The following is a 24,044-nucleotide window of genomic DNA, read 5'->3' as shown; positions in this document are numbered from 1 at the left end:
TGAGCTGACCCGGAGACCATCATGTCCTTCGCGACGATCCTCAACGACGAGCAGATCGAAGCCCACACCCGAGCCGGGTACTGGGTGAACCGCACCATCACCGACCATCTCGACGAGGTGGCAGCCAAGACCCCCGGCAAGACGGCGTTCCACGATTCGCGCCGCGCCATCACTTACGCGGAGCTGAAACGCGAGGTCGACCGCTGCGCGCTCGGGCTGCTGGAACTGGGCGTGGCGCCCGGGGACGTGATCTCGTTCCAGCTGCCCAACTGGATCGAATGGATCGTGGTGCACTACGCCGCGACCCGGATCGGGGCGATCAGCAACCCGCTGATCCCGATCTACCGCGAGCGCGAGGTCGGCTTCATGGTCGGGCTGGCGAAGTCCAAGGTGATCGTGGTGCCCGCGGAGTTCCGCGGCTTCGACTACCCGGCGATGATCGGCAAGCTTCGTCCACAATGGCCTGATCTGGAGCACGTGCTCGTCGTCGGCTCCTCCTGGGACGAGTTCGCCGCCACGCCATGGGAAGAACGGCGTGACCCGGCGGAGCTGGCGGCGCTGCGGCCGGATCCCAACGACGTGACCCTGCTGATCTTCACCTCGGGCACCACCGGTGAGCCCAAGGGCGTGATGCACACGCACAACACCGCGATCGCGGCGAACAACCCGCTGCCGGCCCGGCTCGGCATCACCCCGGACAGCGTGCTGCACATGGCCTCCACGCTCGCGCATCTCACCGGGTTCCTTTACGGGGCAAGGCTTTCGGTGCAGAACGGTGCCACGTGTGTGCTGCAGGACGTCTGGGACGCGCGGCGGTTCGTCGAGCTGACCGCCGAGCACGGCATCACCTACACCTCCGCGGCCACGCCGTTCCTGCACGACCTGCTGGCCGCGCCGAATCTCGCTGAGCACGATCTCTCGTCGCTGCAACGGTTCTGCTGCATGGGCGCGCCGATCCCGCGTGCGCTCGTGCGGGAGGCGCGGCGGAAGCTGCCCGGCCTCGTCGTGCTCGGCGGGTGGGGGCAGAGCGAGGACGCGCTCGTGACGCTCGGCATCCCCGGCGACCCGGACGAGAAACTCATCGACACCGACGGCTACCCGTGGCCGGGGATGCGCATCCGCGTCGTCGACGCGAACGGCGCCGAGCTGCCGCCGGACACCGAAGGCAGGCTGCAGGTGGCGGGGCCGTTCCTGTTCGTGGGCTACGCCGAGCGGCTGGAGATGACCCGCGCCGGGTTCGACGGCGACTGGTTCGACACCGGCGACCTCGCCACCATCGACGCCGACGGGTACCTGCGGATCGCCGGGCGCACCAAGGACGTGATCATCCGCGGCGGCGAGAACATTCCCGTGGCGTACGTGGAAAACGTGCTCTACGAACACCCGGACATCGACGCGGCGGCCGTCGTCGCGATACCGGATCCGCGGCTGCAGGAACGGGCTTGCGCGTGTGTGGTGCTCAAACCTGGCGCGGCGGAGCTGACGTTCGAGAAGCTACGGACGTTCCTCGCGGAGAAGGGCGTCGCGAAGCAGTACTGGCCGGAACGGCTCGAGGTGCTCGACGAGCTGCCGCGCACCGCCAGCGGCAAGATCCAGAAGTTCCAGCTGCGCGCGAAAATGGGGAGCTGAGATGGACCTGACCCTGACCGACGACCAGCGGAAGTTCCGCGAATACGCCCGCGACTTCCTCGACAACGAGGTGGTCGCGCACCGGGCGGACTGGGACCGCGCGGAATCCGTCGACACCGCGATCATCCCGAAACTGGGGGAGATCGGCTTCTTCGGGCTCACCATTCCCGAGGAGTACGGCGGGCTCGGCGGCGACTACGTCACCTACTGCATCGGCATGGAGGAGCTCGGCCGCGCCGACTCCGCCGTGCGCGGCATCGTTTCGGTGTCGATGGGCCTGGTGGGCAAAGTGATCCTGTCGCACGGCACCGAGGAGCAGAAACAGCGGTGGCTGCCGCGGATCGCCACCGGTGAGGTGCTCGCGTGCTTCGGGCTGACGGAGCCGGACACCGGTTCCGACGCGGGAAACCTCAAGACCCGCGCGGTGCGCGAAGGTGACGACTATGTCCTCAATGGACAGAAGATGTTCATCACCAACGCCACCTGGGCCGACGTGTGCCTCGTGTTCGCCCGCACCGGCGGCCCCGGGCCGAAGGGCGTCTCGGCGTTCCTCGTGCCCACGGACACGCCGGGTTTCGAAACACGGGAGATCAAGGGCAAACTCGGTTTGCGCGGCCAGGCCACCGGCGAGGTGTACCTGACCGACGTGCGCGTGCCCGCGTCCGCGCGGCTCGGCGAGGAGGGCCAGGGCTTCTCGATCGCGATGCACTCACTGGACAAGGGCCGCGTGTCGGTCGGCGCGGGTTGCGTCGGGATCATCCTGGGCTGCTTGGAAAGCGTGCGCGACTACACCACGCAGCGCCAGCAGTTCGGCCGCCCGCTCGCGTCGTTCCAGCTGATCCAGGACATGATCGCGGACATCTCCGTGGAGCTCGACGCCGCGCGCCTGCTGGTGTACCGGGCGGCGGGCCTGATCGAGCGCGGGGAACCGTTCGGCGTCGAGGCGTCGAAGGCCAAGTACTACGCGAGCGAAGCCGCGGTGCGGGCGGCGAACAGTGCGATCCAGATCTTCGGCGGTTACGGTTACATCGACGAGTATCCGGTCCAGAAGTACCTGCGCGACGCCCGCGTGATGACGTTGTACGAGGGCACCAGCCAGATCCAGAAACTGCTCATCGGCCGTGCCGAGACCGGCATCAGTGCCTTTGTCTAGAAAGGGAAAACGCATGGACACCCCGCTGGGCCTGTTCGGCACCGAGGAGCTGATCGGCGAGGACGACCGGGCCATCCGTGACACCGTCCGGGAGTTCACCGCGGACCGGATCCGCCCGCACCTGGCCGAGTGGTTCGAGACCGCGTCGATCCCGGCGCGGGAGCTGGCGCGCGAACTCGGCAAGATCGGCGTGCTCGGCATGCACCTGGAGGGCTACGGCTGCGCGGGCACGAGCGCCACCGCGTACGGCCTGGCGTGCCTGGAGCTGGAGGCGGCGGATTCCGGGCTGCGCAGCCTGGTTTCGGTGCAGGGCTCGCTCGCGATGTTCGCGATCTGGCGCTGGGGCTCGGAGGAACAGAAGCAGGAGTGGCTCCCGCGGATGGCCGCGGGCGAGGCGATCGGCTGTTTCGGGCTCACCGAGCCGGATTTCGGTTCCAATCCCGGCGACATGCGCACGCACGCCCGCCGCGACGGGGACGACTGGGTGCTCAACGGCACGAAGATGTGGATCACCAACGGATCCGTCGCGGATGTGGCCGTGGTCTGGGCGCAGACCGACGACAAGATCCGCGGTTTCGTCGTGCCCACGACCACGCCGGGCTTCTCGGCCCCCGAGATCACCCGGAAACTGTCGCTGCGCGCGTCGGTCACCAGCGAGCTGGTGCTCGACAACGTGCGCCTGCCCGCTTCGGCGATGCTGCCCGGGGCGCGGGGTCTGTCCGGCCCGTTGTCCTGTCTGAACGAAGCGCGCTACGGCATCGTCTTCGGCGCCCTCGGTGCGGCGCGCGACTGCCTGGAAACGGCGCTGGCGTACACGCGGGAGCGTGACATCTTCGGCAAACCGCTCGCGGGTTACCAGGCCACCCAGCTGAAACTCGCCGACATGACGCTGGAGCTCGGCAAGGGGATGCTGCTGGCCCTGCATCTGGGCCGTCTCAAGGACGACGGCCGGCTGCGTCCGGAGCAGGTGAGCCTCGGCAAGCTGAACAATGTCCGCGAGGCACTGGCGATCGCCCGCGAGTGCCGGACGTTGCTGGGCGCGAACGGGATCAGCCTCGAATACCCGGTCCTGCGGCACGCGAACAACCTCGAGTCGGTGCTGACCTACGAGGGCACTTCGGAGGTGCACCAGCTGGTCATCGGCCAAGCACTGACGGGGGAGTCCGCCTTCCGTTAACGCGGCGCGGAGGTGACGGTCGACCCGCACCGTCACCTCCGCGAGGCACAGCCTCGAGTCCCACGCGTCAGGCCAGCTCCGCCGAGACGACGGCAGGCAACTCGCGCAGCCAGTCGAGCATCGGGTCGATCTCGTCGCCGGGCAGGAGCACGGCGCAGACCAGGTTGCTTTCCCGGACCCCGTCCCGGATGTCGACCGACAGCTCGTGCACGGCGCCCGCCCGCCGCGCCAGCGCGCTGACGAGGCCGGGGATTTCCTCGACCCCGCCGAGGAAGTACGCGGTGATGCGCCGCCGGACGAGCATGGTGGAACGCTGGGCCGGGACGGTGAAGGTGGCAGTCATGAGCGGATCTCCAGGAGCAAGGGAACTGGCTGGGAATCCGGGCCAGGCCCCGAAGGAAATGCCGCTCAAGCGGACGCCGACAACTGCGCGCCGGCGACCTGGTTTCAGCCGGCGCGCCGGGTTACGAGCTGAAGAGTCGTCTGGCGCTGCACGGCCACAGGCTAACACGCGACCATCCCCGGCTGCATCACTCGCTGGGTGGGTGCGCACGGTGATCACGTCCCCACTGAAAGCGACGGCGGTGCGGCGCGAAGGGGGAGCCGGGCCGCGGAGTTTCCCTGGCCCGGCCGGTCCTCGCGTGCTGCGCGCCCATGTCGGCTCCTGACGGCGTTATCCCGCGGCCTCCCACACGAACCCGTCCGGGTCGGTGAACGGCCCCGCGGTGCTGCCCAACGCGATCCGGTGTGAGCCGGAGCCTTCGGGCGAGACCCCGGCGTCCTTGGCGAGCGCGCGGTAGCCGTAGAGCGCGAGCTTGATCGCGCCGGACGGGCTGTCGAACTCGACGTACTTCCGGCCGAAGCTCTTCGCGACGGTCAGGCCGTGCTCGACGTAGAAAGCCTTGCTGGCGGCCACATCCGCGGCGCCGAGCAGGAGCACGATCGAGTCGATCGCGCCGGTGTCGGTGCCGGTGTCCTTTTTGGACGAGCTGGCGATCTTCCAGATCGTGCCGTCCGGTGCCTGGACGACACCGCCGTAGCCCCAGAACGATTTCGAGACCGGCTTCAGTGCCGTGGCGCCCGCGTCGAGAGCGGCTTCGGCGAATCTGTTGACCGTGGACGGCTGCGGCACGGTCAGCGAGAGCGTGAAGCCACGGAATCCGGAGGTCGGCGCGTCGGAAGCGCGCACGCGGATCTGGGTGTCGAATCCGAAGGCCGCCTTGTAGAAGCGTTCCGCGGCGGCAGGGTCGGTGACTTCGAGGGTGAGGGAGTCGATTGAGGTCATGGCGTTCACGTTAGGAGCGGGCAGGGCTTGCGGGCTTCTCGATTCCTGACCGGTCCACGGCGGGGTTGACGCAACCAACTGGTTGCCATAATGTGGCAACCAGTTGGTTGCTACACATGGAGGCTGTCGTGGGTTTTCCTGATCGGATCGAACGGACCGTGGAGATCGCGCACCCGCCGCGGGCGGTGTGGGCGGCGCTCACCACGGCCGAGGGACTGGGCACGTGGTTCGGCAACGAAGCGGGCATCGACCTGCGGGTCGGCGGCGCGGCCTGGATGCGGTGGAGCAACGGGCACCGCGCCGAGATGCGCGTCGAGCGGGTCGAGGAGCCGAAGGTGTTCGGCTACACCTGGCGCATCTTCGGCCTGCCGGACGAGGATCCGCGCCGCACGTACGTGGAGTTCACGCTCGAGCCCGCGGGCGCGGGCACCCGCCTCACGGTGGTCGAGAGCGGCTTCGCGCAGCTCGCGGAAGAGGATCACGGCAAGGCGTTCGGCGGCAACGTCGACGGCTGGAAGAACGAGCTGGAAGAGCTGGTTTCCTATCTCGATGCAGCTTGATCCCGAAGCGATCGCCGAACAGGTCTTCGTCGCGCTGGCCGATCCGAGCCGGCGCGCGATCCTGGCCGCGCTGGCGGAGCGGGGGCCGGCCACGGCGACGGACCTGGCCGGCCACCTGCCCATCACGCGGCAGGCGATCGCCAAGCATCTCGCGCTGCTCGCCGAGGCCGGTCTCGTGACGGCGGAGCCGGGGGAGCGGCGCCGGGTGCGCTACCGGTTGCGGTCGGCCCCGATGCAAGTGGCGCAACAGTTCCTGGCCGCGCTGGCCCGCGACTGGGACAACCCGCTCGACGCGTTGCAGGGCCACCTGGACCGGTCCGCGCGCGAAACCGAAGGGAGAGCAGGATGAAGACACCCCCGGTCGTTTCCCCGGCGGAATGGGAGACGGAACGACAACGCTTGCTGGTGAAGGAAAAGCAGCTGACCCGCGCCCGGGACGCGCTCGCCGCGGAGCGCCGCCGGATGCCTTGGCACGCCGTGGAGAAGGCGTATGAATTCGAGGGCCCTGACGGCACGATGAGCCTGCTCGACCTGTTCGAGGGGCGCCGCCAGCTGATCGTCTACCGTGCTTTCTTCGACCCCGGCGTGTTCGGCTGGCCCGAGCATCCGTGCCGCGGCTGTTCGATGGTGGCCGACCAGGTAGCCCACGTCGCGCACCTCAACGCCCGTGACACCACGCTGGCCTTCGTGTCGCGTGCCACGCAGCCGGACATCGCGCGGGTCAAGGCGCGGATGGGCTGGGAAATGCCGTGGTACACCCTCACCGACGGGTTCGACGCGGATTTCGGCGTGTCCGAATGGCACGGCACGAACGCGTTCTTCCGTTCCGGGGACAGGGTTTTCCGCACCTTTTTCATCAACAACCGCGGTGACGAAGCGCTCGGCGGCACGTGGAGCTATCTCGACATGACGGCGCTGGGCCGCCAGGAGGAATGGGAGGATTTGCCGGAGGGTTATCCGCAGACGCCGCCGTATGAATGGTGGAACTGGCACGACGAATACGCCGCTCAGAAGCCGTCGGACGGCTGGGACGAGCAGGTGGCGCGCGGCGTGGAGTCGTTCCGGCCGACCGCCTGAGCCGGCTTGTGCACGGTCCGGGACCGTGCACAAGCCGGCGGTGGCGCTACTGGCGTTCGAGGACGACGACGGGGATCTCGCGGGTGGTCTTCTTCTGGTACTCGTCGTAGTCCGGCCAGACCTCGGTCATCTTCGCCCACAGCGCGGGCTTTTCCTGCGGGGTGGCGAGACGGGCCTTAGCGGGGAAGCGGTCGCCCTTGATCTGGACTTCCACGTTCGGGTCGGCGGTGAGGTTCAGGAACCAGGCCGGGGGCGCGTCCGTGCCGCCCTTGGACGCCACGACGAGGTAGTCGCCTTCGTGCTCGCGGAAGATCAGCGCGTGGGTGCGCTGCTCGCCGGACTTGCGGCCCTTGGTGAACAGGATCAGGATCGTGGTCCCGTTGCGCCAGTGGTAGCCGTCCTCGCCGTTGGTCTCCAGGTAACGTTCGACGTGCGGGTCGCCGTGCAGATCAATCGCGGAACTCATGGCCGGGACCTTACTGCCGGCGTGGGCGCCCCGCCGGACAGGCCGGATCGTCTGGGGGACGACGCTTGGGGGACGACGTGTGTGGGATGACGTGTGTGGGACGAATCGTGCCACCGCCCCGATTCCCGGCATTCCGCTGTCCCCGGCGAGCCGGTTTCCGTCCGTGGCGGGGTTTCGTGAGGACCTGCAGCGTTTGCGAGGGTCGGGCGTCAGCCCCACGGTGAGGATCCCGGTGAGCCCCCTCGGCGGTTCGCACTCTCTGGCTAAGCCCGGGCTCGGATCCTGGTGAGCGCTTCGGCTGTCGTGTCGGCTGCCTCGGCCCGGGCTCGGGATCTCGGTGAGCATCTTCGGCTTTCGTGTCGGCTGGCTCGGCCCGCGGTGAGGGGCCCGGTGAGCCCCCTCGGCGTTCTGCATGGGCTGGCTTCAGCCCGTGGTGAGGATCCCGGTGAGCCCCCTCGGCGGTTCGCACTCGCTGGCTCGGCCGGGCTCGGATCCCGGTGAGCCCCTTCGGCTTTCGCTTCAGCTGGCTCTGGCCGAGTTCGGGATCTCGGTGAGCATCTTCGGCTTTCGCGTGGGCTGGCTCGGCCCGCGGTCAGGATCCCCGTGAGCACCGTCGGCGTTTGCGTTGGCGGTTCAGTCCGCGCTGAGGATCCCTGTCAGCACCTTGAGCGCGCGGGTGCGGTGCTCGTCGAGAGCGGTGACCACCTCGTCGATCGCCTTGCGGCGCACGGCGTCCAGGATGTCGTCGTGCGCCGCCACGGTGGTCGCGCGCTCTTCGGGGGAGTTGTAGTACATCGCCCGGTAAGCCTCGGTGGAATCCCACAGCAGCCGGATCAGCCGCATGGTGTGCGTCTGCTCCGGGGACTCCAGCATGCCGAAGTGGAACCGCCGGTTGGCGGCCAGCTCGGCGGCCACGTCGCCGTGCTTCGCCGCGTCCGCGCAGTCCCGTGCCGCCAGGGCGATCCGCTCGACGGCGTCCTCGTCCAGCGCCGGCAGGGTGGCGCGGACGGCGCGTTCCTCCAGGAGCGCGCGCAGGGCATAGATTTCCTGGAGGTCGGCGACGTTCAGCTCGGTGATGAAGTACCCGCGGCGCGGCCGGTAGACGACCTGGCCTTCCTGCTCCAGCGCCCGCAGCGCCTCGCGCACGGGCGCGAGACTGGTGCCGAGGCGGGCGGCGATCTCCTCCTGCAGCACGCGCTGCCCCGGCCGGTAGTCGCCCGCGACGATGGACCGCCGCAGCTCGTCGAGTGCGTGCTGCGTCGTGGTTCCCGGTCCGTCGGGGCGCGTGCTCATCGGGGGAGACTCTATCCCTGCCGGGCTACCGGAAGGCGTCGATCCCGGTCAGCGCGCCGCCGATGACCAGGGCGTGCACGTCCGCGGTGCCCTCGTAGGTGACCACGGTCTCCAGGTTGGTCAGGTGCCGCATCACCGGGTACTCCAGCGTGATCCCGTTGGCGCCGAGGACCTGCCGGGCGTTGCGGGCCACGTCGAGCGCCGCGTTCACGTTGCCCAGCTTGCCCATGCTCACGTGATCCGGCCGCAGTCGCCCTGAGTCCTTGAGCCGCCCGAGGTGCAGCGAGAGCAAGGTCGCGCGGTTGACCTCCAATGCCATCGTCGCCAGTTTCTGTTGCTGGATCTGGAAAGCCGCGATCGGTTTACCGAACTGGACCCGCGTGGTGCTGTAGTCGAGCGCGGCTTCCAGACAAGCGCGGGCGGCCCCGGCCACGCCCCACACGATGCCGTACCGGGCTTCGTTCAGGCAGGACAGCGGGCCGCGCAGCGAGGTCGCGCCCGGCAGCATCGCCGAAGCGGGCAACCGGACCTCGTCGAGGATCAGCTCGGAGGTGACCGACGCGCGCAGCGACATCTTCCGGTGGATGTCGCGGGTGGTGAACCCCTTGGTGCCCTTGGGGACAAGGAACCCACGCACGCCCTCGTCGGTGCGCGCCCACACCACCGCGACGTCCGCCCAGGAACCGTTGGTGATCCACATCTTCTGCCCGCGCAGCACCCAGTCCTCGCCGTCGCGCCGGGCGTAGGTGCGCATCGAACCCGGGTCGGACCCGGAGTCCGGCTCGGTCAGCCCGAAGCAGCCGACGGCCTCCCCCGCGGCCATCCGCGGCAACCACTCCTGCTTCTGTTCCTCCGAACCCCAGCGGTGGATCGCGAACATCGCGAGCGAGCCCTGCACCGACACGAGGCTCCGGATACCGCTGTCGCCCGCCTCCAGCTCGAGGCACGCCAGCCCGTAGGCGGTGGCGCTGGTGCCCGCGCAGCCGTAGCCCTCCAGGTGCATCCCGAGCAGGCCCAGTTTGCCCAGTTCGCCCACCAACTCGCGGGGGAGACCGCCCTGCTCGAACCACTCGCCGACCTCCGGCACCACCCGGTCGCGGACGAACGCGCGCACGGTGTCGCGGATGTCGCGCTCCTCGTCGGACAGCATCGTGTCGACGGAGAGGAAGTCCAGTGGATCGGTCGCAGCGGGCATCGCCGTCTTCTCCTTGCCCCTCGAGGTGATCACTCGTAGTCTTTTTTCGATTTTCGAAAATCGACGCAAGGGATGGTGGCACATGGCTTCGCCGCTTGACAACCTCCGGGTGCTGGACTTCTCGCGGATCCTGGCCGGGCCGTTCGCGACTATGCAGCTGGCCGACCTCGGCGCCGTCGTCACCAAGGTGGAGCGCCCCGGCAGCGGCGACGACACCCGCAGCTGGGGTCCGCCCTACGACGCGGCGGGGCAGGCCACCTACTTTCAGTCGGTCAACCGCGGCAAGGACTCCGTCGTGCTCGACCTCACCGACGAGCACGACAGGGTCGAGGCGCGACGGCTGGCGTCGGAAGCCGACGTGGTGGTCGAGAACTTCCGACCGGGCCTGATGGCGGAGTTCGGGCTGGACTACGAGCAGCTCTACCCGGGGAACCCCGGCCTGGTCTATTGCTCGATCACCGGGTTCGGCCAGGGTGCCGGGGCCACGATGCCCGGGTACGACCTGCTGATCCAGGCGCTGGGTGGGCTGATGAGCGTGACCGGGGAGCCCGGGGGCGAACCGCAGAAGGTGGGTGTGGCGGTGGTCGACGTGCTCACGGGTTTGTTCGCCACCAACGGGATCCTCGCCGCGCTGCACCACCGGCGCGACACCGGGCGCGGCCAGCGTATCGACGTCGATCTGTTCTCCTGTCTCCTTTCGAGTCTGGTCAATCAGGCCACGGCGTTCACTTCCGGCGGGGTCGTCGCCCACCGGATGGGCAACAGGCACCCGAGCATCGCCCCGTACGAGCTGATGCCTTGCGCGGACGGGAACCTCGTGCTCGCTGTTGGCAACGACCGCCAGTTTTCCGCGCTGTGCAAGGTTCTCGGCGCACCGGAGCTGGCCGGTGACAGTCGCTTCGCCACCAACCCGGATCGCGTGGCCCATCGCGGAGAGCTGCACGCCGAGCTCGTCCGCCTGCTCGCGACACGGGAAGCCGCGGAGTGGACGGAAGAACTCACCGCGGCGCGCGTGCCCGCCGGCGTGGTCAACGACATCGCGGGCGCTTTCGCACTCGCCGACCAGCTCGGCCTCGACCCCGTTGTCGAGCTGCCGCGCCCCGACGGCACCACGGTCAAGGTGCCGCGCAATCCAGTGCGGTATTCGGAGACGCCGGTGGTGTACCGCTCGGCGCCACCCGGATTGCCCGGGTAGCTCACCGGTGGCCCACCGCGAACTCCCACAGCACGTCCCGGAATTCCGTCGGCGTTTCGATCTGTGGCAGGTGGCCGGAGCCGGGCAGGAGGCGGAACTCCGCGCCGGGGATCGCTTTCGCGTAGGCGCGCCCGTAGTCGGCATCCACCACCTGGTCGCTTTCACCCCAGGCGACGAGGGTGGGGCAGGTGATCTTGGCGAGCCGCGCTTCGAGACTGGGATCGGCCATTTCGTGTGGGCCCGCATAAAGTTCGAGAACCTCCTTGTTGGCGGTGTTTTCGGGTGGTGTCGGGAATTTCGAAGCGTCGTGGAAGGACAGCTGGGCGAGCTCGGCCGGCGTCAGGCCGAAGGTGTCGGCGATGGGGTGGCCGGGCACCTCGATGCCGACCGCGTTTGCGAGCGTGAGGCTGCTGATTCTCGCGCTGCCGAGCGCCGCGAGCTCGGCAGCGATCCAACCGCCGATGGAGTTCCCGATGACCGCAACGTCTTGCAGGTCAAGGGTCTCCAGCAGTCGGGCGTAGAGACGGGCGAGCGTCGGGACGTCGTTCAGCCAGCTGGGGCGGGCGGTGCCGTCGAATCCGGGGTGGACGGGCGTGACCACCTTCGCGGGTTGCCGGGCGAGCAGGTTCGCGAACATCGCGACGGTTTTCGAGCCGCCGCCTCCGTGCAGGAGAAGGAAGGTCTTTCCTTCGCTGCCTTGGACTTCGCCGCCCTGGACGTCGATGGTCAGGTCGACGGTGCGTTCTTCGAGAGTGAGTTCCATGCAGGCTCCTTGGATCACGCCGGGGTGGTGGAGTAGCGGCTCATCACGGCGATCGTCGACTCGGGCGTGAGCTCCTGGCCGCCGGCGATCATGTCGCGCAGGTCGCGGAAGTACTGGACGTAGAGGTCGGGCGTGAAGGTGTTGAGCACGACCGCGGGCGTGTCCCCGTGGTTGGCGAAGGTGTGCGGGGCGCCGGGCGGAACCATCGCGAGCGTGCCTGCCGGGGCCACGTGGGTGGTGTCCCCGATAGTGAAATGCACGGTTCCGGCTACGACGTAGAAGCCTTCGTCATGCTGGGCGTGGCGGTGCTGTGGCGGGCCTTCGGTGTGCGGGGCGATCGTGATCTCGCCGATGCCCAGCCGGTGGCCTGTCGTGCTGCCGTCCTCGAGGATGCGCATCCGGGTGGGGCCGAGCTGGATCGCCTCACCGTCGTCCGGGCCGACCACCGACACTTCGCTCATGGGTTTTCCTCCTTCGTAAGAGTTGACTCTCATGAGACTAGCCTGACTCGAGGCGTTCGTGCAAGTGCTCTCTCATGACGAGAGTTTGGTGCTATGATGTCTTCATGAGTGAGTTGGGCGCCGGGCGGACCAACCAGAAACAGCGCACCCGCATGGCGATTTTGGAAGCGGCGAGAGAACTGATCGACACGGGCGCCGAGGTGACGATGCCCGAGATAGCGCGTGCGGCGCTGGTCTCGGAAGCCACGGCGTACCGGTATTTTCCGGACCTGCCTTCGTTGATCAGCGAGGCACTGGCGGGTGCCTGGCCTTCACCCGAGGAGGCTTTTTCGTCGCTGGACTCCGAGGACCCGGTCGAGCGGGTGGGCTTCGGATGTGAATTCCTGCTTCGGGGCATTCTCGCTCGCGAGGGCGCGGTGCGGGCGATGATCGCGGCCACGGTCAACCGTCCCGACTCCGCGAAGACCCGGCCCGGGATCCGGTTCGGCGTGATCGACTACGTGTTCAGGCCGTGTGGGTGGCTCGACTCGGACACGCTTACTCAGCTGAAGCAGGACTTGGCGATCGTGGTGAGCGCGGAGGCGCTGTTCACCTTGACCGACCTGTGCGGCCTCAGCCCGGATGACGCGGTCGCGAGCGCCGTCCGGACAGCGAAGACATTGACCGAAGCAGCTACCGCAAGGAGGTGATCAATTCGCCGAGATTCTCGAACTGCCCGTCGAAAACGTCGGAAGGCCGCGGCGGATCCCCGACTGGACGGTGGACGTACGCGGTGCGCATGCCTTGTGACTGCGCCCCGCGGAGGTCCCAGGCGTGGGCGGCGACCATGAGCACGCGGTCGGCCGGGCAGCCGGCGGTGGCGAGGGCGAGCCGGTAGATCTCCGGCGCCGGTTTGTAGGCCTGGACGGTTTCGCTGGACAGGGCCTGGTGCCAGCGCAAACCGGCGTGGGCATTGAGCCGCAACAAGGCCGTGTGTCCGGCGTTGGAAAGCGCGAGCACTGGTCGGCGCTGCGAGAGCTGGCCGAGCCCGGCGACGGAGTCGCTCCAGGCGGGGAGGCGCTGGCCTGCTGTCGCGAGCCGGGCGATGGCCGCCTGGTCGTTGAGCCCCGCAGTGTCGGCTACCAGCTGCGCGGCCTCGGCGTCGATCACTTCGCTGCTGGCGTACTCGCGCAGGCCTTGCGCGATGCGGCCCTGTTCGGTCGCGATGTGCTGCTGCCACAAGGCAAGCAGCCTCTCCTGATCCGCTTCCGGGGCTGCTTCGCGGATGGCCGCGCGGAGCCCGCTGGGTTCGTCCACCAACGTGCCGAGCACGTCGAAGACGATCACGTCGATGTCGCGAAGCTCGGTCACCGCGGTTCCCTTTCGTACTGGCGCTTGATGGTGACGGTAGCGGGCTAGGCTGGCACAGATGGACAGCGCACCGGTTCGCAGGCTGTGGCTCGGGCTGGGCGTCGCGACGCTCGTGCTCCTGCTCGACCAGGCGACGAAACTCTGGGCGGTGCAAACGCTTGCGGGCCGTGCTCCGATCCAGGTTCTCGGCGAGTTCCTCCAGTTCCGGCTGCTCTACAACTCCGGCGCGGCGTTCTCGATCGGTGTCGGATCGACGTGGATCTTCACGATCGTCGCGGCTATCGCGGTGGTGTGGCTGCTGTGGTACCTCACACGGCCGCAGCCCAAGTACCGTGCGGTGCTTGTCGGACTGCTCCTGGGCGGCGCCACGACCCACTTGCTCGATCGGCTGTTCCGCGAGCCCGGTTTCGGCCGCGGGCACGTCGTCGACTTCATCGACTACAACGGCTGGTTCGTCGGCAATGTCGCGGATATCGCGCTGGTGTGCGGCGCCGTGTTGCTGGCGCTGTCGGGCCTGCGGAAGCCGGACCGGGAGGAATCCGCGTAGCGCCTCAGCGGGCGAACCTGCGCGCCAGATCCCGCAACCGTGCCACCGCCTCGCCCAGCTGTGCGCCGGTGACGTTCACGCCGGGCATCGGGCCGCGGCCCAGCCGTTCGATCTCGTCGGCGTAGCGCAGGTACTCCGTGTGCGCGTGTTCCCGGCAGGCCAGGCAAGTGACGCTTTCGGGCCGGGGTGAGGTCATCGCGTAGGGCACCTGGATCCCGCATCCGGTCGTGACGACACTTGGCTCGTCCGGTGTGCGCCCGAACGTCGAGGCGACGAGGTTCCGGATCTCGGGGCCGCTCTCCAGCACCTTGTGATCGACGTGGATGTGCGGGCTGGTCTCGTCCATCGGCGCCCCCAGGAGATTCAGGTGCGATGATTCCGGCAAGCGGACAGCAATTCCTCAGCGAGCGGTTTGTCGCGGATTCCTTGTCACCGGAGGAATCTAGCAGTCGGCAGTGTTCGCGCGGTCGATCTCGGCCATGTGCTTTTCCGCCCATTCCCGGAGGGCGGCGAGGGGAACTTCCAGTGACAGACCCAGTTCCGTGAGCCGGTAGTGCACGCGCGGCGGCACCGTGGGCTCCACGCGGCGCGCGACCAGGCCGTCGCGGACCAGGCTTTGCAGCGTCACCGACAGCATCTTCTGCGAGACGCCCGGCATTCGCCGGCGCAGGTCCGCGAACCGCACCTCCCGCAGGGCGTCCTCGGCGAGCACCTTGACCGCCATCGACGTCCACTTCGTCCCGATGCGGTCGAGCAGCTTGCGGGTCGGGCACGCCGGGTCGAACAGGTCCCCGCGCTTCAACGTGGTCACCTGGACCTCACCACCTGTCGCCAAAGTGCCGTCTTGGCGGCACGTCCGTGGTTTCTTACGGTGCCATGGTAACCATTGGTGACCAACATGGAGGAGAACCGTGCCCGAGCGGATCGCGACCAACGGAATCCACCTCAATGTGGCGACGGCGGGCAGTGGCCCGGCAGTCGTGCTGGTGCATGGATTTCCGCACACCTGGCGGTTGTGGGACGAGATCATCGGCCCGCTGTCGCGAACCCACCGTGTGATCGCCCCGGATCTGCGCGGATTCGGGGCCAGCACCCGCGCACCGGATGGCTACGACGCGGGCACGCTGGCGGCAGACATCGGCGGGCTCCTCGATGCTCTCGGCGAACCCACCGCGGCCGTGGTCGGAATCGACGCGGGTGCGCCCGTCGCGTTCCTGCTGGCAGCGCGCAAACCAGAACGGGTGCGCAAGCTCGTACTCATGGAAGCCGTGCTGGGTGGACTGCCCGGCGCCGAAGACTTCGCGAAACCTTGGTGGTTCGGGTTCCACGCCGTCCCCGGCCTTGCCGAGTCCGTCCTCATTGGACATGAGGCCGAGTACATCGACTTCTTCCTGAAGGCCGGTACGAGAGGCAGGGGAGTGTCGCCGGAACTCCGTGACGCGTTCGCCGACGCCTATGCGGGCGAGGAAGCGCTCCGCTGCGCTTTTTCCTTCTACCGCGCCCTTCCCGGGAGCGCGCGCCAGATCGCCGGCCATCGGCTCACCATGCCCACGCTGGCGATCGGCGCGGATCCGGTCGGCCGGGCGCTGGAACGGCAGCTGCGGCCGGTTGCCGACGAGCTCGCCGGGCACCTGATTCCGGACTGTGGCCACATCATCCCGGTGGACCGGCCGGGCGAACTCCTGGACATTCTGGTGCCTTTCCTGGCCGCGGCTTGACGGGCCCGAGGCAAGGAACCAGAAGGTACGTTGCCTCGGTGCGGGTGGTGCGGGTGGTGCGGGTGGTGCGGGTGGTGCCGGTGGTGTTGGTGGTTCCGGAGGTGTGGGTAGTACGGCACGAGGTGGCGCACGCACTACGACTGGATCGAGCGCGCGACCTTCGCGTACTTCGATCAGCGGATCCCGGCGGCGCGCGGAGAAAGCGCTTTCACGCTGGGGCTGGTGCTTGAACACTGCGTGCCCCGCGCCGAGCAGGACGCGGGGATTCGCTCGCTGGCGTTCAAAATGCGACGTGCGGTGGTCACTGCTGGACGCCGTCGACTATGCGGGGCGCGAATGAACCCCGATGCGACGCCGGGGCTGTGCCGCGGGTGCGGCTGGAGTTCGCCCGGTGCGCGGCCGCCACGTTCTGCTGATCCCGGAAGGCGTGAGCCTGCTCAACGAAACCGCGGCGGCGGTCGTGTCCTGATGCGACCGTGCGGTTCCGGAGATCGTGGGTGACCACGCTCGGGCACGAGGCCTTCACCAATACGTCCACTTGGGATGGTGCGGTGCACTTCCAGAAGATGATCGTGCACGGGATCGCCTCGGCCGCCGGCGCGGAGCCCTTCTGCCGGTGATCACGGGCGGGAGCCGGGGCACGCGGCCGGAATAGTCCGCGTCGAGGGTCGCGATCCGGGGCCGCGGCAGTAGGCTGTCCGCATGGCGATCACCGGCAGGCAACGTGAGCTGCTGGACCAGTGGTTTCCCGGCGCGGCCGTGGCGCGGGACCACAGCTGGGGGCTGGTGGGCACGACGGTGCTGGAGCTGACCCACGAGGGCGCGCGGTACATCGTGAAGGCCGCCGACGACAAAGATCACCACCTGGCCCGCGAGGTGCACGCGCACCGCGAATGGCTCGCACCGTGGGCTTCGCTGGGGCGCGCGCCGCAGCTCGTGCACGCCGACGAGGACGCGAAACTGCTGGTGACGCGGTACCTGCCGGGCACACTGGTGGAGGGCAGCGCGGACGAGAGCCGCCAGGAGGTCTACTTCCAGGCCGGTGAGCTGCTGGCCCGGTTGCACGCGCAGTTCGCGGTCGAGGACGCGCATTTCGAGGCGAAGGCCAACGCGAAATCGTTGTGGTGGCTGAACAGGCCGAACCGGATCGCGGTCGAGGACGCCGCGCGGCTGCGGGCGATGATCGAGGCGTGGCCGGTGCCGGCGAGCGTGCTGGTGCCCACGCATGGTGACTGGCAGCCGCGGAACTGGCTCGTCCACGAGGGCCAGGTACGCGTGATCGACTTCGGCCGGTCCGAGCTGCGCCCGGCGTTCACGGATTTCGCCCGGCTCTCCGTGCAGCAGTTCCGCGCGGATCCCTTGCTGGAGCGGTCTTTCCTGGCCGGCTACGGCGAGGACCCAAGGGAAAGCCGTGCGTGGCAACGAAATCTGGTCCGCGAGGCGATCGGGACCGTGTCGTGGGCCTACCAGGTGGGGGACACGGCCTTCGAGGAGCAGGGTCGCAGGATGATCGCGGACGTGCTGGTGGCGTGACCGTCGCCGGGCACGGCGCCAAACCCGGAAACCCTTGCAGGCCCGGCTAGACGAGCAGCAGACCCCGGCCCGCAGGCCGAAAGCCGTTGCTGGGTCTCGAGAATCGCTTCGAACAGCGCACGCTGCGCGCGAGCGGGAACGGTGGGCTTGTCGACGGCCAGCTGCGAAGAGCGGCTGCCGTTGTTGGGGCGGCACAACGAGGACCTGGCCCGGCGCTGAGGCCGCACGCCTCTCCCGCGCGCGGGCTTGTCGCTGGCACCAACGGAAAGGGACCGACCGCGACCGCCGACGAGGTCGCCCAGTGGGGGGCGAACGGGGGTGGTGGAGCGGCGCCGGTGCAGGAGCTGATCGCCACGCACGGGTTCGTCGCGAGATCTGGTCAAGGGAACGAGCCCGGCCGGGGCTGAGGCGAAACTGCTGGAGGCGGCGATGGTCGACCACGGCTCGCGGGCGCCCGCGAGCGCGCGGAGCTGGTGTCGGGTTGAACAACCCGCCGACCCGATGCCATGGAAACCCGACAAGGCGGCGGAAAGTTTCCCGCCAAGATCTCTTGACGTGTGTCGGCTAAATTGTTAACAATCTAGTCCAACATACTGTTCACAAAGAGGTGGAAGTGGGGCGCCGTGACCAGAACAGGGAAGCCTCCCGACCGCGTGCAGCGGTGAGCGCCCCGCGCTCGACACCCTCCATCAGTTGACCCCGGGCGGTTTCCGCCCGGATTCCCTGCTGCCCCGAGCACACCGTCGCCCGCCCCGGCGCGCCGGTGTCCGTGGTGCGCGCGAGTGAGGAGCCCGATGAAACTGGTCGCGGCGGTGCGTCCGCTCTACGTCCAGGTCCTGATCGCGATCGTGCTGGCCGTCGTCGTCGGCCTGATCTGGCCGGAGTTCGGTGCCGGACTCAAACCACTGGGCGACGCGTTCGTCTCCATCCTCAAGGTGCTGATCGGGCCGATCATCTTCTTCACGGTCGTGCAGGGCCTCGCCCAGATCAGCAACCTCGGCAAGCTGGGCCGCGTGGTCGTGAAGGCCTTCGTGTACTTCGAGGTCGTCAGCACGCTCGCGCTCGTGATCGGGCTGGTGATCGGCAACGTCCTCGCGCCGGGCTCCGGGCTGCACGCGTCGCACGAGGTCACCTCCCAGGTCGCCGGCTACCAGCAGACGGCGCAGAAGTCCGGCGGCATCGTCGGGTTCCTGCAGGACCTGATCCCCGACACGTTCTTCAGCGCCTTCGCCGACGGCGAGATCCTGCAGATCCTGATCCTCTCGCTCGCGTTCGGGGTGGCCGCGCTGCTGCTGGGCAAGAAGGTGCCCACCACGATGAAGCTGATCACCGAAGGGCAGCAGCTGTTCTTCAAGATGCTCGGCTTCGTGATGCGGCTGGCGCCGTTCGGCGCGTTCGGCGCGATGTGTTACACCGTCAGCACCTACGGCAGCGCGACCTTGCTCAGCCTGTTCTACTTCGTGCTGCTCGTCTACGCGACGGCGATCGTGTTCGTGGTGGTCGTGCTCGGGGCCATCTCCGGGTTCTGCGGGCTGTCCATCTTCAAGATCATCCGCCTGATCCGGGACGAGCTGGTGCTCGTGCTCGGGACGTCGTCGTCCGAGGTGGCGCTGCCGAGGCTGCTCGCGAAACTGGAGCGCGCCGGATGCGAGAAGTCCGTGGTGGGCCTGGTGATCCCGGCAGGCTACAGCTTCAACATGGACGGCACGGCGATCTACATGTCCCTGTCCGTGCTGTTCATCTCCCACGCCACGGACAGCCCGCTGTCCCTCGGGCAGCAGCTGGCGCTGCTCGCCGTGCTGCTGTTCACCTCGAAGGGCGGGGCGGGCGTGTCCGGGCTCGGTTTCGTGAAGCTCAGCGCGACGCTGCAGTCCGTGCAGACGCTGCCGATGGGCGGGCTCGGCCTGCTCATCGGGGTCGACCGGTTCATGTCCGAGGTCCGCTCGCTCACCAACCTGGTCGGCAACACCGTGGCGACGATCGCGATCGCCAAATGGGAGAAGTCCTTCGACATGGCGAAGTTCCGCTCCTACTACGCCAACCCGACGCTCGACGAGGAACCCGCCGAGCAGGAAGAGCCGGAACGGGTGGAGGCCGGATAGGTCGTCAGGGTTTGCGGGCGACGCCGCCGGCGATCATCCGGTGCCCGAGGGTGCGGGGTTTGAGCATCGGCCCGTCAGGCCACCAGTCGACCAGCTCGACGACGCCGGGCTCGGCGGACCGGTTCGGCTGGACGATCTCCAGGCCGTGGAACAGTTCCGCGATCTCCGCGCGGGTTCGCCAGGCCGCGCCGCCGAGCGCGACCTTGGTGTCCTCGGTCCCGGGGTCGAGCAGGTGCGAGAGCACGACGTACGAACCGGACGGCAGCGCGTCGACGTACTCGCGCATGATCTCGGCCGCGGCCCGGTCGCCCTTGTGGTGGTACAGCGTCCCGACCTGGAACAGCGCTATCGGCTGGGTCCAGTCCAGCCGCGACCGCACCACCGGGTGCTCGAGGAGGGCGCGGGGCTCGAAGATGTCGCCGTCGACGAACTCGGCCTGCTCGTTGCCGGCCAGCAGGGCGCGCCCTTGCGCAATGACGGTGGGGTCGTTGTCGACGTAGATGACCCGCGTCTCCGCGTTGAACCGCGCGACCTGGTGCACGTTCTCCGCGGTGAGCAGGCCGGAGCCGCAGTCGAGGAGCTGGCTCACACCGGTCCGCGTCGCCAGGAACCGCACCGCCCTGGTGAGGAACGCCCGGTTCGTCAGCGCGACGTCAGCCCACACGGTGTCGACGCCGACCGGCGCGTGGGGGTCGCCCTCTCCCGCTTCCATCGCGACCCCTCCCAAAACAGTGTGAAGGCACTCACACTAGCCGGTGCCCTCACGCTGCATACAGGGGCCGCTAGCTCACCGTCACTTTCGCCAGCGCCCGGCCCACGGTGTACGCCCGGACGACCGCCGAGCCGAGGGTCGCGCCGCCGCCGGGGTACATGTCGCGGAACCACGTCGCGGCGCAGTTGCCCGCGGCGTAAAGGCCCGGGATCGGTTCGCCGTCGTGACCGACGACGCGGCCGTCGGCATCCGTGGCCAGGCCGCCCGCCGTGCCCAGCACGCCCGCCTGGATCGGCACGGCATAGAAGGGCGCCCGTTCGACCGGGGCCAGGCACGGGTTGGGCCGCACCGACGGGTCGCCGAGGTGCCTGTCCTGCGCGCTCGAACCGCGCCCGAACTCGGGGTCCTCGCCCTTGCGCGCGCCCTCGTTGAACCGGGTGACGGTCTCCGCGAGCCCCGCCGGATCGATGCCTGCCACGCGTGCGAGTTCCGCGAGCGTCTCCGCCGAATGCAACCACGGCTCGGGGTGGCCGGGAGACGAACCGGCGATCGGGTAACGGTCCACATAGGACTGATCCACGATGACGAACGCCGGGCTGTTGGCCGGCCGTCCGGTGGCGGGGTCCACCAGCCCGAAGGCCCGGTTCAGGTCGTGGTAGTTCGTGGCCTCGTTGACGAACCGCCGCCCGGCCGCGTTCACCGTCACCGAACCGGGCAACGTCATCTCGACGTTGCCCATCCGCCCGGATGGCTGCCCGTCGTAGCGCGCGGTGGGCGGCGCGAGTACCGGCACGCCCCACACCGCCGTCATCTCCGCGACGGCGGCGCCCGCGCGCAGGCCGAGGACGAGACCGTCGCCGGTGTTGCTCGGCGCGCTGACCGGGGTGACCGGGAAGGGCAGGAAAGCCTTGCGCAGTGCGGGATTCCACTCGAACCCGCCCGACGCCAGCACGACCGCGCCGGCCCGGATGTCTTCGCCCGCGGTCACGATCCAGCCGTTGCCGGCGCGTTCCAGGCCCGTGACCGGTGTGTTCGCGGTGACGGTGACGCCGCGGTCGAGCGCCGCGACGAGGAGGCGGCCGACGAGCGCGCCGCCCATCGTGCGCACGCCGTCCGAAGCCCGGCGCGCCAGCAACTCGGGGTCGGGCGCGGCGCCCGCGAGCTCGTCGCGTTCGGACATGGTGAGCAACGGGAAGTACGTCGGCGGACGGAGTTTCTCCGCCAGCCCGGGCCAAGGACGCGGATCGAACGGTTCCTGGTCGAGCCCGCGGCCGTGCGTCGCGCCGGCCCATTCCGGGTGGTAGTCGGGGCGCGCGAGCGGGCGCATCCGTACCCCGGCCTCGGTGAGGAACCGGATCGCCTCCGGCGCCGTGCGCACGTACCGGTCGATCTCGTCGGCGCTCATCCGGCCGCCGCTGCCCGCGTCGAGGTACGCGCGCGCGGCTTCGGGGGAGTCCTCCTCGGTCATGAGATGGTTGCCCGGCGCCCAGATCACGCCGCCACCGACCGCCGAGGTCCCGCCGAGCCGCGCGGCCTTTTCCAGGACCAGCACGGACAATCCCGCATCGGCCGCCGCCACCGCGGCGGTCAGCCCGGCGGCGCCACTGCCCGCGACGACCACGTCGTAGTTCACGCGCCCACCTCCACGGCGACCTTGCCCACCAGTTCGTCTTTCTCACGCAGCAAAGGAAAAGCCTCGTCCAGCCGATCGAAGGGCACCCGATGCGTGACCAGTTCCGCGGCCGCTTCGGGATACGCGTCGAGGAGTTCGAGCGCTTCGCCAAGGCGGCGCTGGCTGTTGCGGCTGCCGAGCAGGTCGAGGTCCTTCACCGGCAAGGTGCGCATCGACAGCGACACCGGCCGGTCGGAGATCCCCACCAGCACCACGCGCCCCGCGGTCGAAACCGTGTCCACCGCCGTGGTGAACGCCGCGGGCGCGCCGGTCGCCTCGATCACGAGCGACGGCTCGACCGGCCCTTCGACCGCGCCGAAGCGACGCGCGAACTCGGCCCGCGCGGGGGAAACGTCGGAGGCCGCCACCTCGACGCCCAGGGAGGTCAGGTGCAGCGTGGCCAGGAGCCCGATCGGCCCGCAGCCCAGCACCAGCGCCTGTTCGCCCTTTTCCGGGCGCCCGCGCAGGACCCCCTGCATCGCGATGCTCGCCGGCTCGGCCAGCGCCGCCAGCCCCGTGGCCAACCCGTCCGGCACGCGGTACAGATCGGCCACCGGTACCGCGATCAGCTCCGCCAGGGCGCCGTCGCTGTAGACGCCGAGGCAGGACGAATCGCGGCAGGCGTTGACCCGCCCGATCCGGCAGGCATAGCAGTCCCCGCACCATTTCATCGGCGAGACGGCGACCCGGTCGCCCGCGCGGAAACCGCTTTCCGGCGGCGCTTCTGCCACGGTGCCGGCGATCTCGTGTCCTTGCACGATCGGCAGTTCCGTCGCGTAGTCGTCCTCCCAGATGTGCAGATCCGTCCCGCACAGGGTGACCGTGTGCACGCGCACCAGGGCCTCGCCCGGGCCGGGCACGGGTGGGGGCACGTCGTCGAACTCGATCCGCTCGCGCGCGACCGTCCGGGCCACCTTCACTTCAGGCCGCCGAAGAAGATCGACCATTCCCGCACCGTGCGCTCGCCGATCAGCCCGTGTGTCCGAAAAGGATCGTCGTCGAGCACGGCGGAGATCTCCTCGGCCGATTCGCCTTCGAGGATCAGCAGCGCGCCCGTGCCGCCGTCGACGGGGCCGGAGACGCGCAGCCGCCCGGAGGAGTGCAGCTGCGCGAGGAAGTCCTTGTGGCGCGGGCGAACGGTGTCGCGTTCGGTCTCGGATCCGGCGGCGTAGGTATAGGTGACGGCGAAAATGCTCATGGGGAAAGCCTGCGCCCCGCCGGGTGGGTAAGTCCAATACGCTTTGCCGCGGGCATTATGTGCCGGACGCACATTATCCGGGCGTCGGCAGCACGTCCTCCGCCACTTCCAGCAGCGCGCCGACGGCTTCCGAGACCCGGCCGGGGTGCCACAGCAGCGCGCTCCGCAACAGCGGCGGCTCGCCGCGCAACGGAATCCACACCGCGCCAGCGGGCATGATCGGCCGGATGCACGTCGGCGCGAGGGACACCCCGAGCCCGCCCGCGACGAGCGAGAGCACCACGTACGGGTCCTTGATCTCCTGGGCGACGCGAGGCCGGAAACCGTTGTGCTGACAGGAATTCAGGATCACCGCGCGCAACGCCGACTGCCCCGGCATGAGCACCCAGTCGTGCTCGGCGAGCTCCGGCAGGCCGATCTCGGCGCGGTCGGCGAACGGGTGATCCGAGGGCACCACCGCGCCCAGCTCCTCGACGGTGACCACGCGGTGCGGCAGGGTGCCGGGCGCCGGCAGGCCGATGAACGCGACGTCGAGCGCGCCCTGCTCGATCTCCTCGACGGCGTCCTCCGTGGTCACCCGGTCCACCAGGTTCAGGGCCACGTCGGGATGCCGGGTGCGTAACGCTCTCGTCAGCGGTGGCAGCGTCAAGTGGTTGAGGGCGCCGGAAAACCCGAGCCGCACACGGCCGTAGACGCGGCCGGGGCCGGCGCGGGTCGCGCTGAGCGCAAGGTCCGCCTCGGCCACGATCCGGCGCGCGTGCGGCAGGAAGGCGTGCCCGGCGGACGTGAGAGTGACCGCCCGCGTCGTCCGCTCGAACAGCTGGGCACCGGCGTACCGTTCGAGCTTCTTGATCGTCTGGCTCAGCGGGGACTGCGCCATGTGCAGGCGATCGGCCGCGCGCCCGAAGTGCAGCTCCTCGGCCACCGCGAGGAACGCCTCCACCCATCGCATCTCCAT

The 24,044-nt window shown here is 69.1% G+C and carries 29 protein-coding genes; 14 read left to right on the top strand and 15 right to left on the bottom strand.

Going from position 1 to position 24,044, the window contains the following annotated elements; translation table 11 throughout:
• The first annotated feature begins 21 nt into the window (after nucleotides 1-21).
• The 3 genes from FPZ12_RS20885 to FPZ12_RS20875 are packed head-to-tail and all read left to right on the top strand — an operon-like array spanning nucleotide 22 to nucleotide 3,959.
• Nucleotides 22-1,629: an AMP-binding protein gene (locus FPZ12_RS20885; protein ID WP_144747579.1), complete on the top strand. Its 1,608-nt coding sequence runs from the start codon at nucleotides 22-24 to the stop codon at nucleotides 1,627-1,629.
• 1 nt (nucleotide 1,630) lies between these two features.
• Nucleotides 1,631-2,782 carry an acyl-CoA dehydrogenase family protein gene (locus FPZ12_RS20880; protein ID WP_144747578.1) on the top strand — a complete coding sequence of 384 codons (1,152 nt, stop codon included), beginning with the start codon at nucleotides 1,631-1,633 and terminating at the stop codon, nucleotides 2,780-2,782.
• A 13-nt stretch (nucleotides 2,783-2,795) separates the two neighbouring features.
• Nucleotides 2,796-3,959, top strand: a complete 1,164-nt coding sequence (locus FPZ12_RS20875) for an acyl-CoA dehydrogenase family protein (protein ID WP_144747577.1) — start codon at nucleotides 2,796-2,798, stop codon at nucleotides 3,957-3,959.
• Nucleotides 3,960-4,026: 67 nt separating this feature from the next.
• Here FPZ12_RS20875 and FPZ12_RS20870 read toward each other — a convergent pair whose 3' ends face one another.
• The gene (locus FPZ12_RS20870; RefSeq protein WP_144747576.1) at nucleotides 4,027-4,302 is read right to left on the bottom strand and encodes a hypothetical protein; all 276 of its coding nucleotides are present in this window, start codon (nucleotides 4,300-4,302) and stop codon (nucleotides 4,027-4,029) included.
• A 330-nt stretch (nucleotides 4,303-4,632) separates the two neighbouring features.
• Entirely contained in the window at nucleotides 4,633-5,244 is a 612-nt protein-coding gene (locus FPZ12_RS20865; RefSeq protein ID WP_144747575.1) for a VOC family protein, read from the bottom strand.
• Nucleotides 5,245-5,372: 128 nt separating this feature from the next.
• Between FPZ12_RS20865 and FPZ12_RS20860 the strand changes: the two genes are divergently transcribed.
• Genes FPZ12_RS20860 through FPZ12_RS20850 form a run of 3 tightly spaced genes read left to right on the top strand, consistent with a single transcriptional unit; the run spans nucleotide 5,373 to nucleotide 6,881 of the window.
• Nucleotides 5,373-5,804 (top strand): SRPBCC domain-containing protein, encoded by a 432-nt coding sequence (locus FPZ12_RS20860; RefSeq protein WP_144747574.1) that lies wholly within the window; start codon nucleotides 5,373-5,375, stop codon nucleotides 5,802-5,804.
• On the top strand, nucleotides 5,794-6,153 hold the full coding sequence (locus tag FPZ12_RS20855; RefSeq protein WP_144747573.1) for an ArsR/SmtB family transcription factor: 360 nt from the start codon (nucleotides 5,794-5,796) through the stop codon (nucleotides 6,151-6,153). The genes FPZ12_RS20860 and FPZ12_RS20855 overlap by 11 nt, the downstream gene beginning before the upstream one ends.
• Entirely contained in the window at nucleotides 6,150-6,881 is a 732-nt protein-coding gene (locus FPZ12_RS20850; protein WP_150980430.1) for a DUF899 domain-containing protein, read from the top strand. Before FPZ12_RS20855 ends, FPZ12_RS20850 begins: the two co-directional genes overlap by 4 nt.
• 46 nt (nucleotides 6,882-6,927) lie before the next feature.
• Here FPZ12_RS20850 and FPZ12_RS20845 read toward each other — a convergent pair whose 3' ends face one another.
• From FPZ12_RS20845 to FPZ12_RS20835, 3 genes are all read right to left on the bottom strand, one after another.
• Nucleotides 6,928-7,347 (bottom strand): nitroreductase family deazaflavin-dependent oxidoreductase, encoded by a 420-nt coding sequence (locus FPZ12_RS20845; RefSeq protein ID WP_144747571.1) that lies wholly within the window; start codon nucleotides 7,345-7,347, stop codon nucleotides 6,928-6,930.
• Nucleotides 7,348-7,980: 633 nt separating this feature from the next.
• Nucleotides 7,981-8,640 (bottom strand): GntR family transcriptional regulator, encoded by a 660-nt coding sequence (locus FPZ12_RS20840; protein WP_144747570.1) that lies wholly within the window; start codon nucleotides 8,638-8,640, stop codon nucleotides 7,981-7,983.
• 25 nt (nucleotides 8,641-8,665) lie between these two features.
• Nucleotides 8,666-9,835 carry an acyl-CoA dehydrogenase family protein gene (locus FPZ12_RS20835; RefSeq protein ID WP_144747569.1) on the bottom strand — a complete coding sequence of 390 codons (1,170 nt, stop codon included), beginning with the start codon at nucleotides 9,833-9,835 and terminating at the stop codon, nucleotides 8,666-8,668.
• Between the two features lie 82 nt (nucleotides 9,836-9,917).
• Here FPZ12_RS20835 and FPZ12_RS20830 point away from each other — a divergent pair, with 82 nt between their 5' ends.
• Nucleotides 9,918-11,030, top strand: coding sequence for a CaiB/BaiF CoA transferase family protein (locus FPZ12_RS20830; RefSeq protein WP_144747568.1), 1,113 nt, complete (start codon nucleotides 9,918-9,920; stop codon nucleotides 11,028-11,030).
• Nucleotide 11,031: 1 nt separating this feature from the next.
• On the opposite strand, the gene FPZ12_RS20825 is transcribed toward FPZ12_RS20830, so the two are convergent.
• Together FPZ12_RS20825 and FPZ12_RS20820 are read right to left on the bottom strand one after the other, a co-directional pair.
• Entirely contained in the window at nucleotides 11,032-11,793 is a 762-nt protein-coding gene (locus FPZ12_RS20825; RefSeq protein ID WP_144747567.1) for an alpha/beta fold hydrolase, read from the bottom strand.
• Between the two features lie 14 nt (nucleotides 11,794-11,807).
• A complete protein-coding gene (locus FPZ12_RS20820) occupies nucleotides 11,808-12,254 on the bottom strand; it encodes a cupin domain-containing protein (protein WP_144747566.1) in 447 nt (148 codons plus the stop codon).
• Between the two features lie 104 nt (nucleotides 12,255-12,358).
• Here FPZ12_RS20820 and FPZ12_RS20815 point away from each other — a divergent pair, with 104 nt between their 5' ends.
• The gene (locus FPZ12_RS20815) at nucleotides 12,359-12,943 is read left to right on the top strand and encodes a TetR/AcrR family transcriptional regulator (protein WP_144747565.1); all 585 of its coding nucleotides are present in this window, start codon (nucleotides 12,359-12,361) and stop codon (nucleotides 12,941-12,943) included.
• On the opposite strand, the gene FPZ12_RS20810 is transcribed toward FPZ12_RS20815, so the two are convergent.
• Nucleotides 12,927-13,604 carry a haloacid dehalogenase type II gene (locus FPZ12_RS20810; protein WP_144747564.1) on the bottom strand — a complete coding sequence of 226 codons (678 nt, stop codon included), beginning with the start codon at nucleotides 13,602-13,604 and terminating at the stop codon, nucleotides 12,927-12,929. The two genes, FPZ12_RS20815 and FPZ12_RS20810, sit on opposite strands and share 17 nt — an antisense overlap.
• A gap of 58 nt (nucleotides 13,605-13,662) precedes the next feature.
• Between FPZ12_RS20810 and FPZ12_RS20805 the strand changes: the two genes are divergently transcribed.
• Nucleotides 13,663-14,151: a signal peptidase II gene (locus FPZ12_RS20805; RefSeq protein WP_144747563.1), complete on the top strand. Its 489-nt coding sequence runs from the start codon at nucleotides 13,663-13,665 to the stop codon at nucleotides 14,149-14,151.
• A gap of 4 nt (nucleotides 14,152-14,155) precedes the next feature.
• On the opposite strand, the gene FPZ12_RS20800 is transcribed toward FPZ12_RS20805, so the two are convergent.
• Together FPZ12_RS20800 and FPZ12_RS20795 are read right to left on the bottom strand one after the other, a co-directional pair.
• On the bottom strand, nucleotides 14,156-14,497 hold the full coding sequence (locus tag FPZ12_RS20800) for a hypothetical protein (protein WP_144747562.1): 342 nt from the start codon (nucleotides 14,495-14,497) through the stop codon (nucleotides 14,156-14,158).
• A gap of 96 nt (nucleotides 14,498-14,593) precedes the next feature.
• Entirely contained in the window at nucleotides 14,594-14,962 is a 369-nt protein-coding gene (locus FPZ12_RS20795) for a winged helix-turn-helix transcriptional regulator (protein ID WP_144747561.1), read from the bottom strand.
• A 100-nt stretch (nucleotides 14,963-15,062) separates the two neighbouring features.
• Here FPZ12_RS20795 and FPZ12_RS20790 point away from each other — a divergent pair, with 100 nt between their 5' ends.
• The 5 genes from FPZ12_RS20790 (at nucleotide 15,063) to dctA (ending at nucleotide 19,504) form a co-directional block, all read left to right on the top strand.
• Nucleotides 15,063-15,869 (top strand): alpha/beta fold hydrolase, encoded by an 807-nt coding sequence (locus FPZ12_RS20790; RefSeq protein WP_208025931.1) that lies wholly within the window; start codon nucleotides 15,063-15,065, stop codon nucleotides 15,867-15,869.
• 346 nt (nucleotides 15,870-16,215) lie between these two features.
• Nucleotides 16,216-16,338 (top strand): hypothetical protein, encoded by a 123-nt coding sequence (locus FPZ12_RS46890; protein WP_279537827.1) that lies wholly within the window; start codon nucleotides 16,216-16,218, stop codon nucleotides 16,336-16,338.
• A gap of 28 nt (nucleotides 16,339-16,366) precedes the next feature.
• Nucleotides 16,367-16,489 (top strand): hypothetical protein, encoded by a 123-nt coding sequence (locus FPZ12_RS46885; protein WP_279537826.1) that lies wholly within the window; start codon nucleotides 16,367-16,369, stop codon nucleotides 16,487-16,489.
• 82 nt (nucleotides 16,490-16,571) lie between these two features.
• Complete coding sequence (locus FPZ12_RS20780; RefSeq protein ID WP_144747560.1) at nucleotides 16,572-17,402, top strand: phosphotransferase family protein; 831 nt, start codon at nucleotides 16,572-16,574, stop codon at nucleotides 17,400-17,402.
• Between the two features lie 794 nt (nucleotides 17,403-18,196).
• Nucleotides 18,197-19,504 (top strand): C4-dicarboxylate transporter DctA, encoded by a 1,308-nt coding sequence (dctA, locus tag FPZ12_RS20775; RefSeq protein ID WP_144747559.1) that lies wholly within the window; start codon nucleotides 18,197-18,199, stop codon nucleotides 19,502-19,504.
• A 4-nt stretch (nucleotides 19,505-19,508) separates the two neighbouring features.
• Here dctA and FPZ12_RS20770 read toward each other — a convergent pair whose 3' ends face one another.
• The 5 genes from FPZ12_RS20770 to FPZ12_RS20750 all read right to left on the bottom strand — a co-directional run bounded on the left by FPZ12_RS20770 (nucleotide 19,509) and on the right by FPZ12_RS20750 (nucleotide 24,044).
• Nucleotides 19,509-20,216 (bottom strand): SAM-dependent methyltransferase, encoded by a 708-nt coding sequence (locus FPZ12_RS20770; protein ID WP_144747558.1) that lies wholly within the window; start codon nucleotides 20,214-20,216, stop codon nucleotides 19,509-19,511.
• A 70-nt stretch (nucleotides 20,217-20,286) separates the two neighbouring features.
• On the bottom strand, nucleotides 20,287-21,849 hold the full coding sequence (locus FPZ12_RS20765) for an FAD-dependent oxidoreductase (protein WP_144747557.1): 1,563 nt from the start codon (nucleotides 21,847-21,849) through the stop codon (nucleotides 20,287-20,289).
• On the bottom strand, nucleotides 21,846-22,835 hold the full coding sequence (locus tag FPZ12_RS20760) for an alcohol dehydrogenase catalytic domain-containing protein (RefSeq protein WP_144747556.1): 990 nt from the start codon (nucleotides 22,833-22,835) through the stop codon (nucleotides 21,846-21,848). Before FPZ12_RS20760 ends, FPZ12_RS20765 begins: the two co-directional genes overlap by 4 nt.
• On the bottom strand, nucleotides 22,805-23,086 hold the full coding sequence (locus tag FPZ12_RS20755; RefSeq protein ID WP_144747555.1) for a YciI family protein: 282 nt from the start codon (nucleotides 23,084-23,086) through the stop codon (nucleotides 22,805-22,807). The genes FPZ12_RS20760 and FPZ12_RS20755 overlap by 31 nt, the downstream gene beginning before the upstream one ends.
• Before the next feature lie 73 nt (nucleotides 23,087-23,159).
• Nucleotides 23,160-24,044 (bottom strand): LysR family transcriptional regulator, encoded by an 885-nt coding sequence (locus tag FPZ12_RS20750; RefSeq protein WP_144747554.1) that lies wholly within the window; start codon nucleotides 24,042-24,044, stop codon nucleotides 23,160-23,162.

The organism is Amycolatopsis acidicola, from assembly GCF_007713735.2.
Lineage (GTDB): Bacteria > Actinomycetota > Actinomycetes > Mycobacteriales > Pseudonocardiaceae > Amycolatopsis_E > Amycolatopsis_E acidicola.
This window is presented reverse-complemented; position numbering and strand designations above follow the sequence as displayed.

Coding starts and splice junctions, on each gene's coding strand:
- FPZ12_RS20805 (WP_144747563.1), top strand. CDS start 13,663: ATGGACAGCGCACCGGTTCGCAGGCTGTGGCTCGGGCTGGGCGTCGCG.
- FPZ12_RS20780 (WP_144747560.1), top strand. CDS start 16,572: ATGGCGATCACCGGCAGGCAACGTGAGCTGCTGGACCAGTGGTTTCCC.
- FPZ12_RS20885 (WP_144747579.1), top strand. CDS start 22: ATGTCCTTCGCGACGATCCTCAACGACGAGCAGATCGAAGCCCACACC.
- FPZ12_RS20800 (WP_144747562.1), bottom strand. CDS start 14,497: ATGGACGAGACCAGCCCGCACATCCACGTCGATCACAAGGTGCTGGAG.
- FPZ12_RS20845 (WP_144747571.1), bottom strand. CDS start 7,347: ATGAGTTCCGCGATTGATCTGCACGGCGACCCGCACGTCGAACGTTAC.
- FPZ12_RS20830 (WP_144747568.1), top strand. CDS start 9,918: ATGGCTTCGCCGCTTGACAACCTCCGGGTGCTGGACTTCTCGCGGATC.
- FPZ12_RS20815 (WP_144747565.1), top strand. CDS start 12,359: ATGAGTGAGTTGGGCGCCGGGCGGACCAACCAGAAACAGCGCACCCGC.
- FPZ12_RS20850 (WP_150980430.1), top strand. CDS start 6,150: ATGAAGACACCCCCGGTCGTTTCCCCGGCGGAATGGGAGACGGAACGA.
- FPZ12_RS20770 (WP_144747558.1), bottom strand. CDS start 20,216: ATGGAAGCGGGAGAGGGCGACCCCCACGCGCCGGTCGGCGTCGACACC.
- dctA (WP_144747559.1), top strand. CDS start 18,197: ATGAAACTGGTCGCGGCGGTGCGTCCGCTCTACGTCCAGGTCCTGATC.
- FPZ12_RS20855 (WP_144747573.1), top strand. CDS start 5,794: ATGCAGCTTGATCCCGAAGCGATCGCCGAACAGGTCTTCGTCGCGCTG.
- FPZ12_RS20825 (WP_144747567.1), bottom strand. CDS start 11,793: ATGGAACTCACTCTCGAAGAACGCACCGTCGACCTGACCATCGACGTC.
- FPZ12_RS20760 (WP_144747556.1), bottom strand. CDS start 22,835: ATGGTCGATCTTCTTCGGCGGCCTGAAGTGAAGGTGGCCCGGACGGTC.
- FPZ12_RS20820 (WP_144747566.1), bottom strand. CDS start 12,254: ATGAGCGAAGTGTCGGTGGTCGGCCCGGACGACGGTGAGGCGATCCAG.
- FPZ12_RS20880 (WP_144747578.1), top strand. CDS start 1,631: ATGGACCTGACCCTGACCGACGACCAGCGGAAGTTCCGCGAATACGCC.
- FPZ12_RS20870 (WP_144747576.1), bottom strand. CDS start 4,302: ATGACTGCCACCTTCACCGTCCCGGCCCAGCGTTCCACCATGCTCGTC.
- FPZ12_RS20755 (WP_144747555.1), bottom strand. CDS start 23,086: ATGAGCATTTTCGCCGTCACCTATACCTACGCCGCCGGATCCGAGACC.
- FPZ12_RS46890 (WP_279537827.1), top strand. CDS start 16,216: ATGCGACGCCGGGGCTGTGCCGCGGGTGCGGCTGGAGTTCGCCCGGTG.
- FPZ12_RS20750 (WP_144747554.1), bottom strand. CDS start 24,044: ATGGAGATGCGATGGGTGGAGGCGTTCCTCGCGGTGGCCGAGGAGCTG.
- FPZ12_RS20875 (WP_144747577.1), top strand. CDS start 2,796: ATGGACACCCCGCTGGGCCTGTTCGGCACCGAGGAGCTGATCGGCGAG.
- FPZ12_RS20835 (WP_144747569.1), bottom strand. CDS start 9,835: ATGCCCGCTGCGACCGATCCACTGGACTTCCTCTCCGTCGACACGATG.
- FPZ12_RS20865 (WP_144747575.1), bottom strand. CDS start 5,244: ATGACCTCAATCGACTCCCTCACCCTCGAAGTCACCGACCCTGCCGCC.
- FPZ12_RS20840 (WP_144747570.1), bottom strand. CDS start 8,640: ATGAGCACGCGCCCCGACGGACCGGGAACCACGACGCAGCACGCACTC.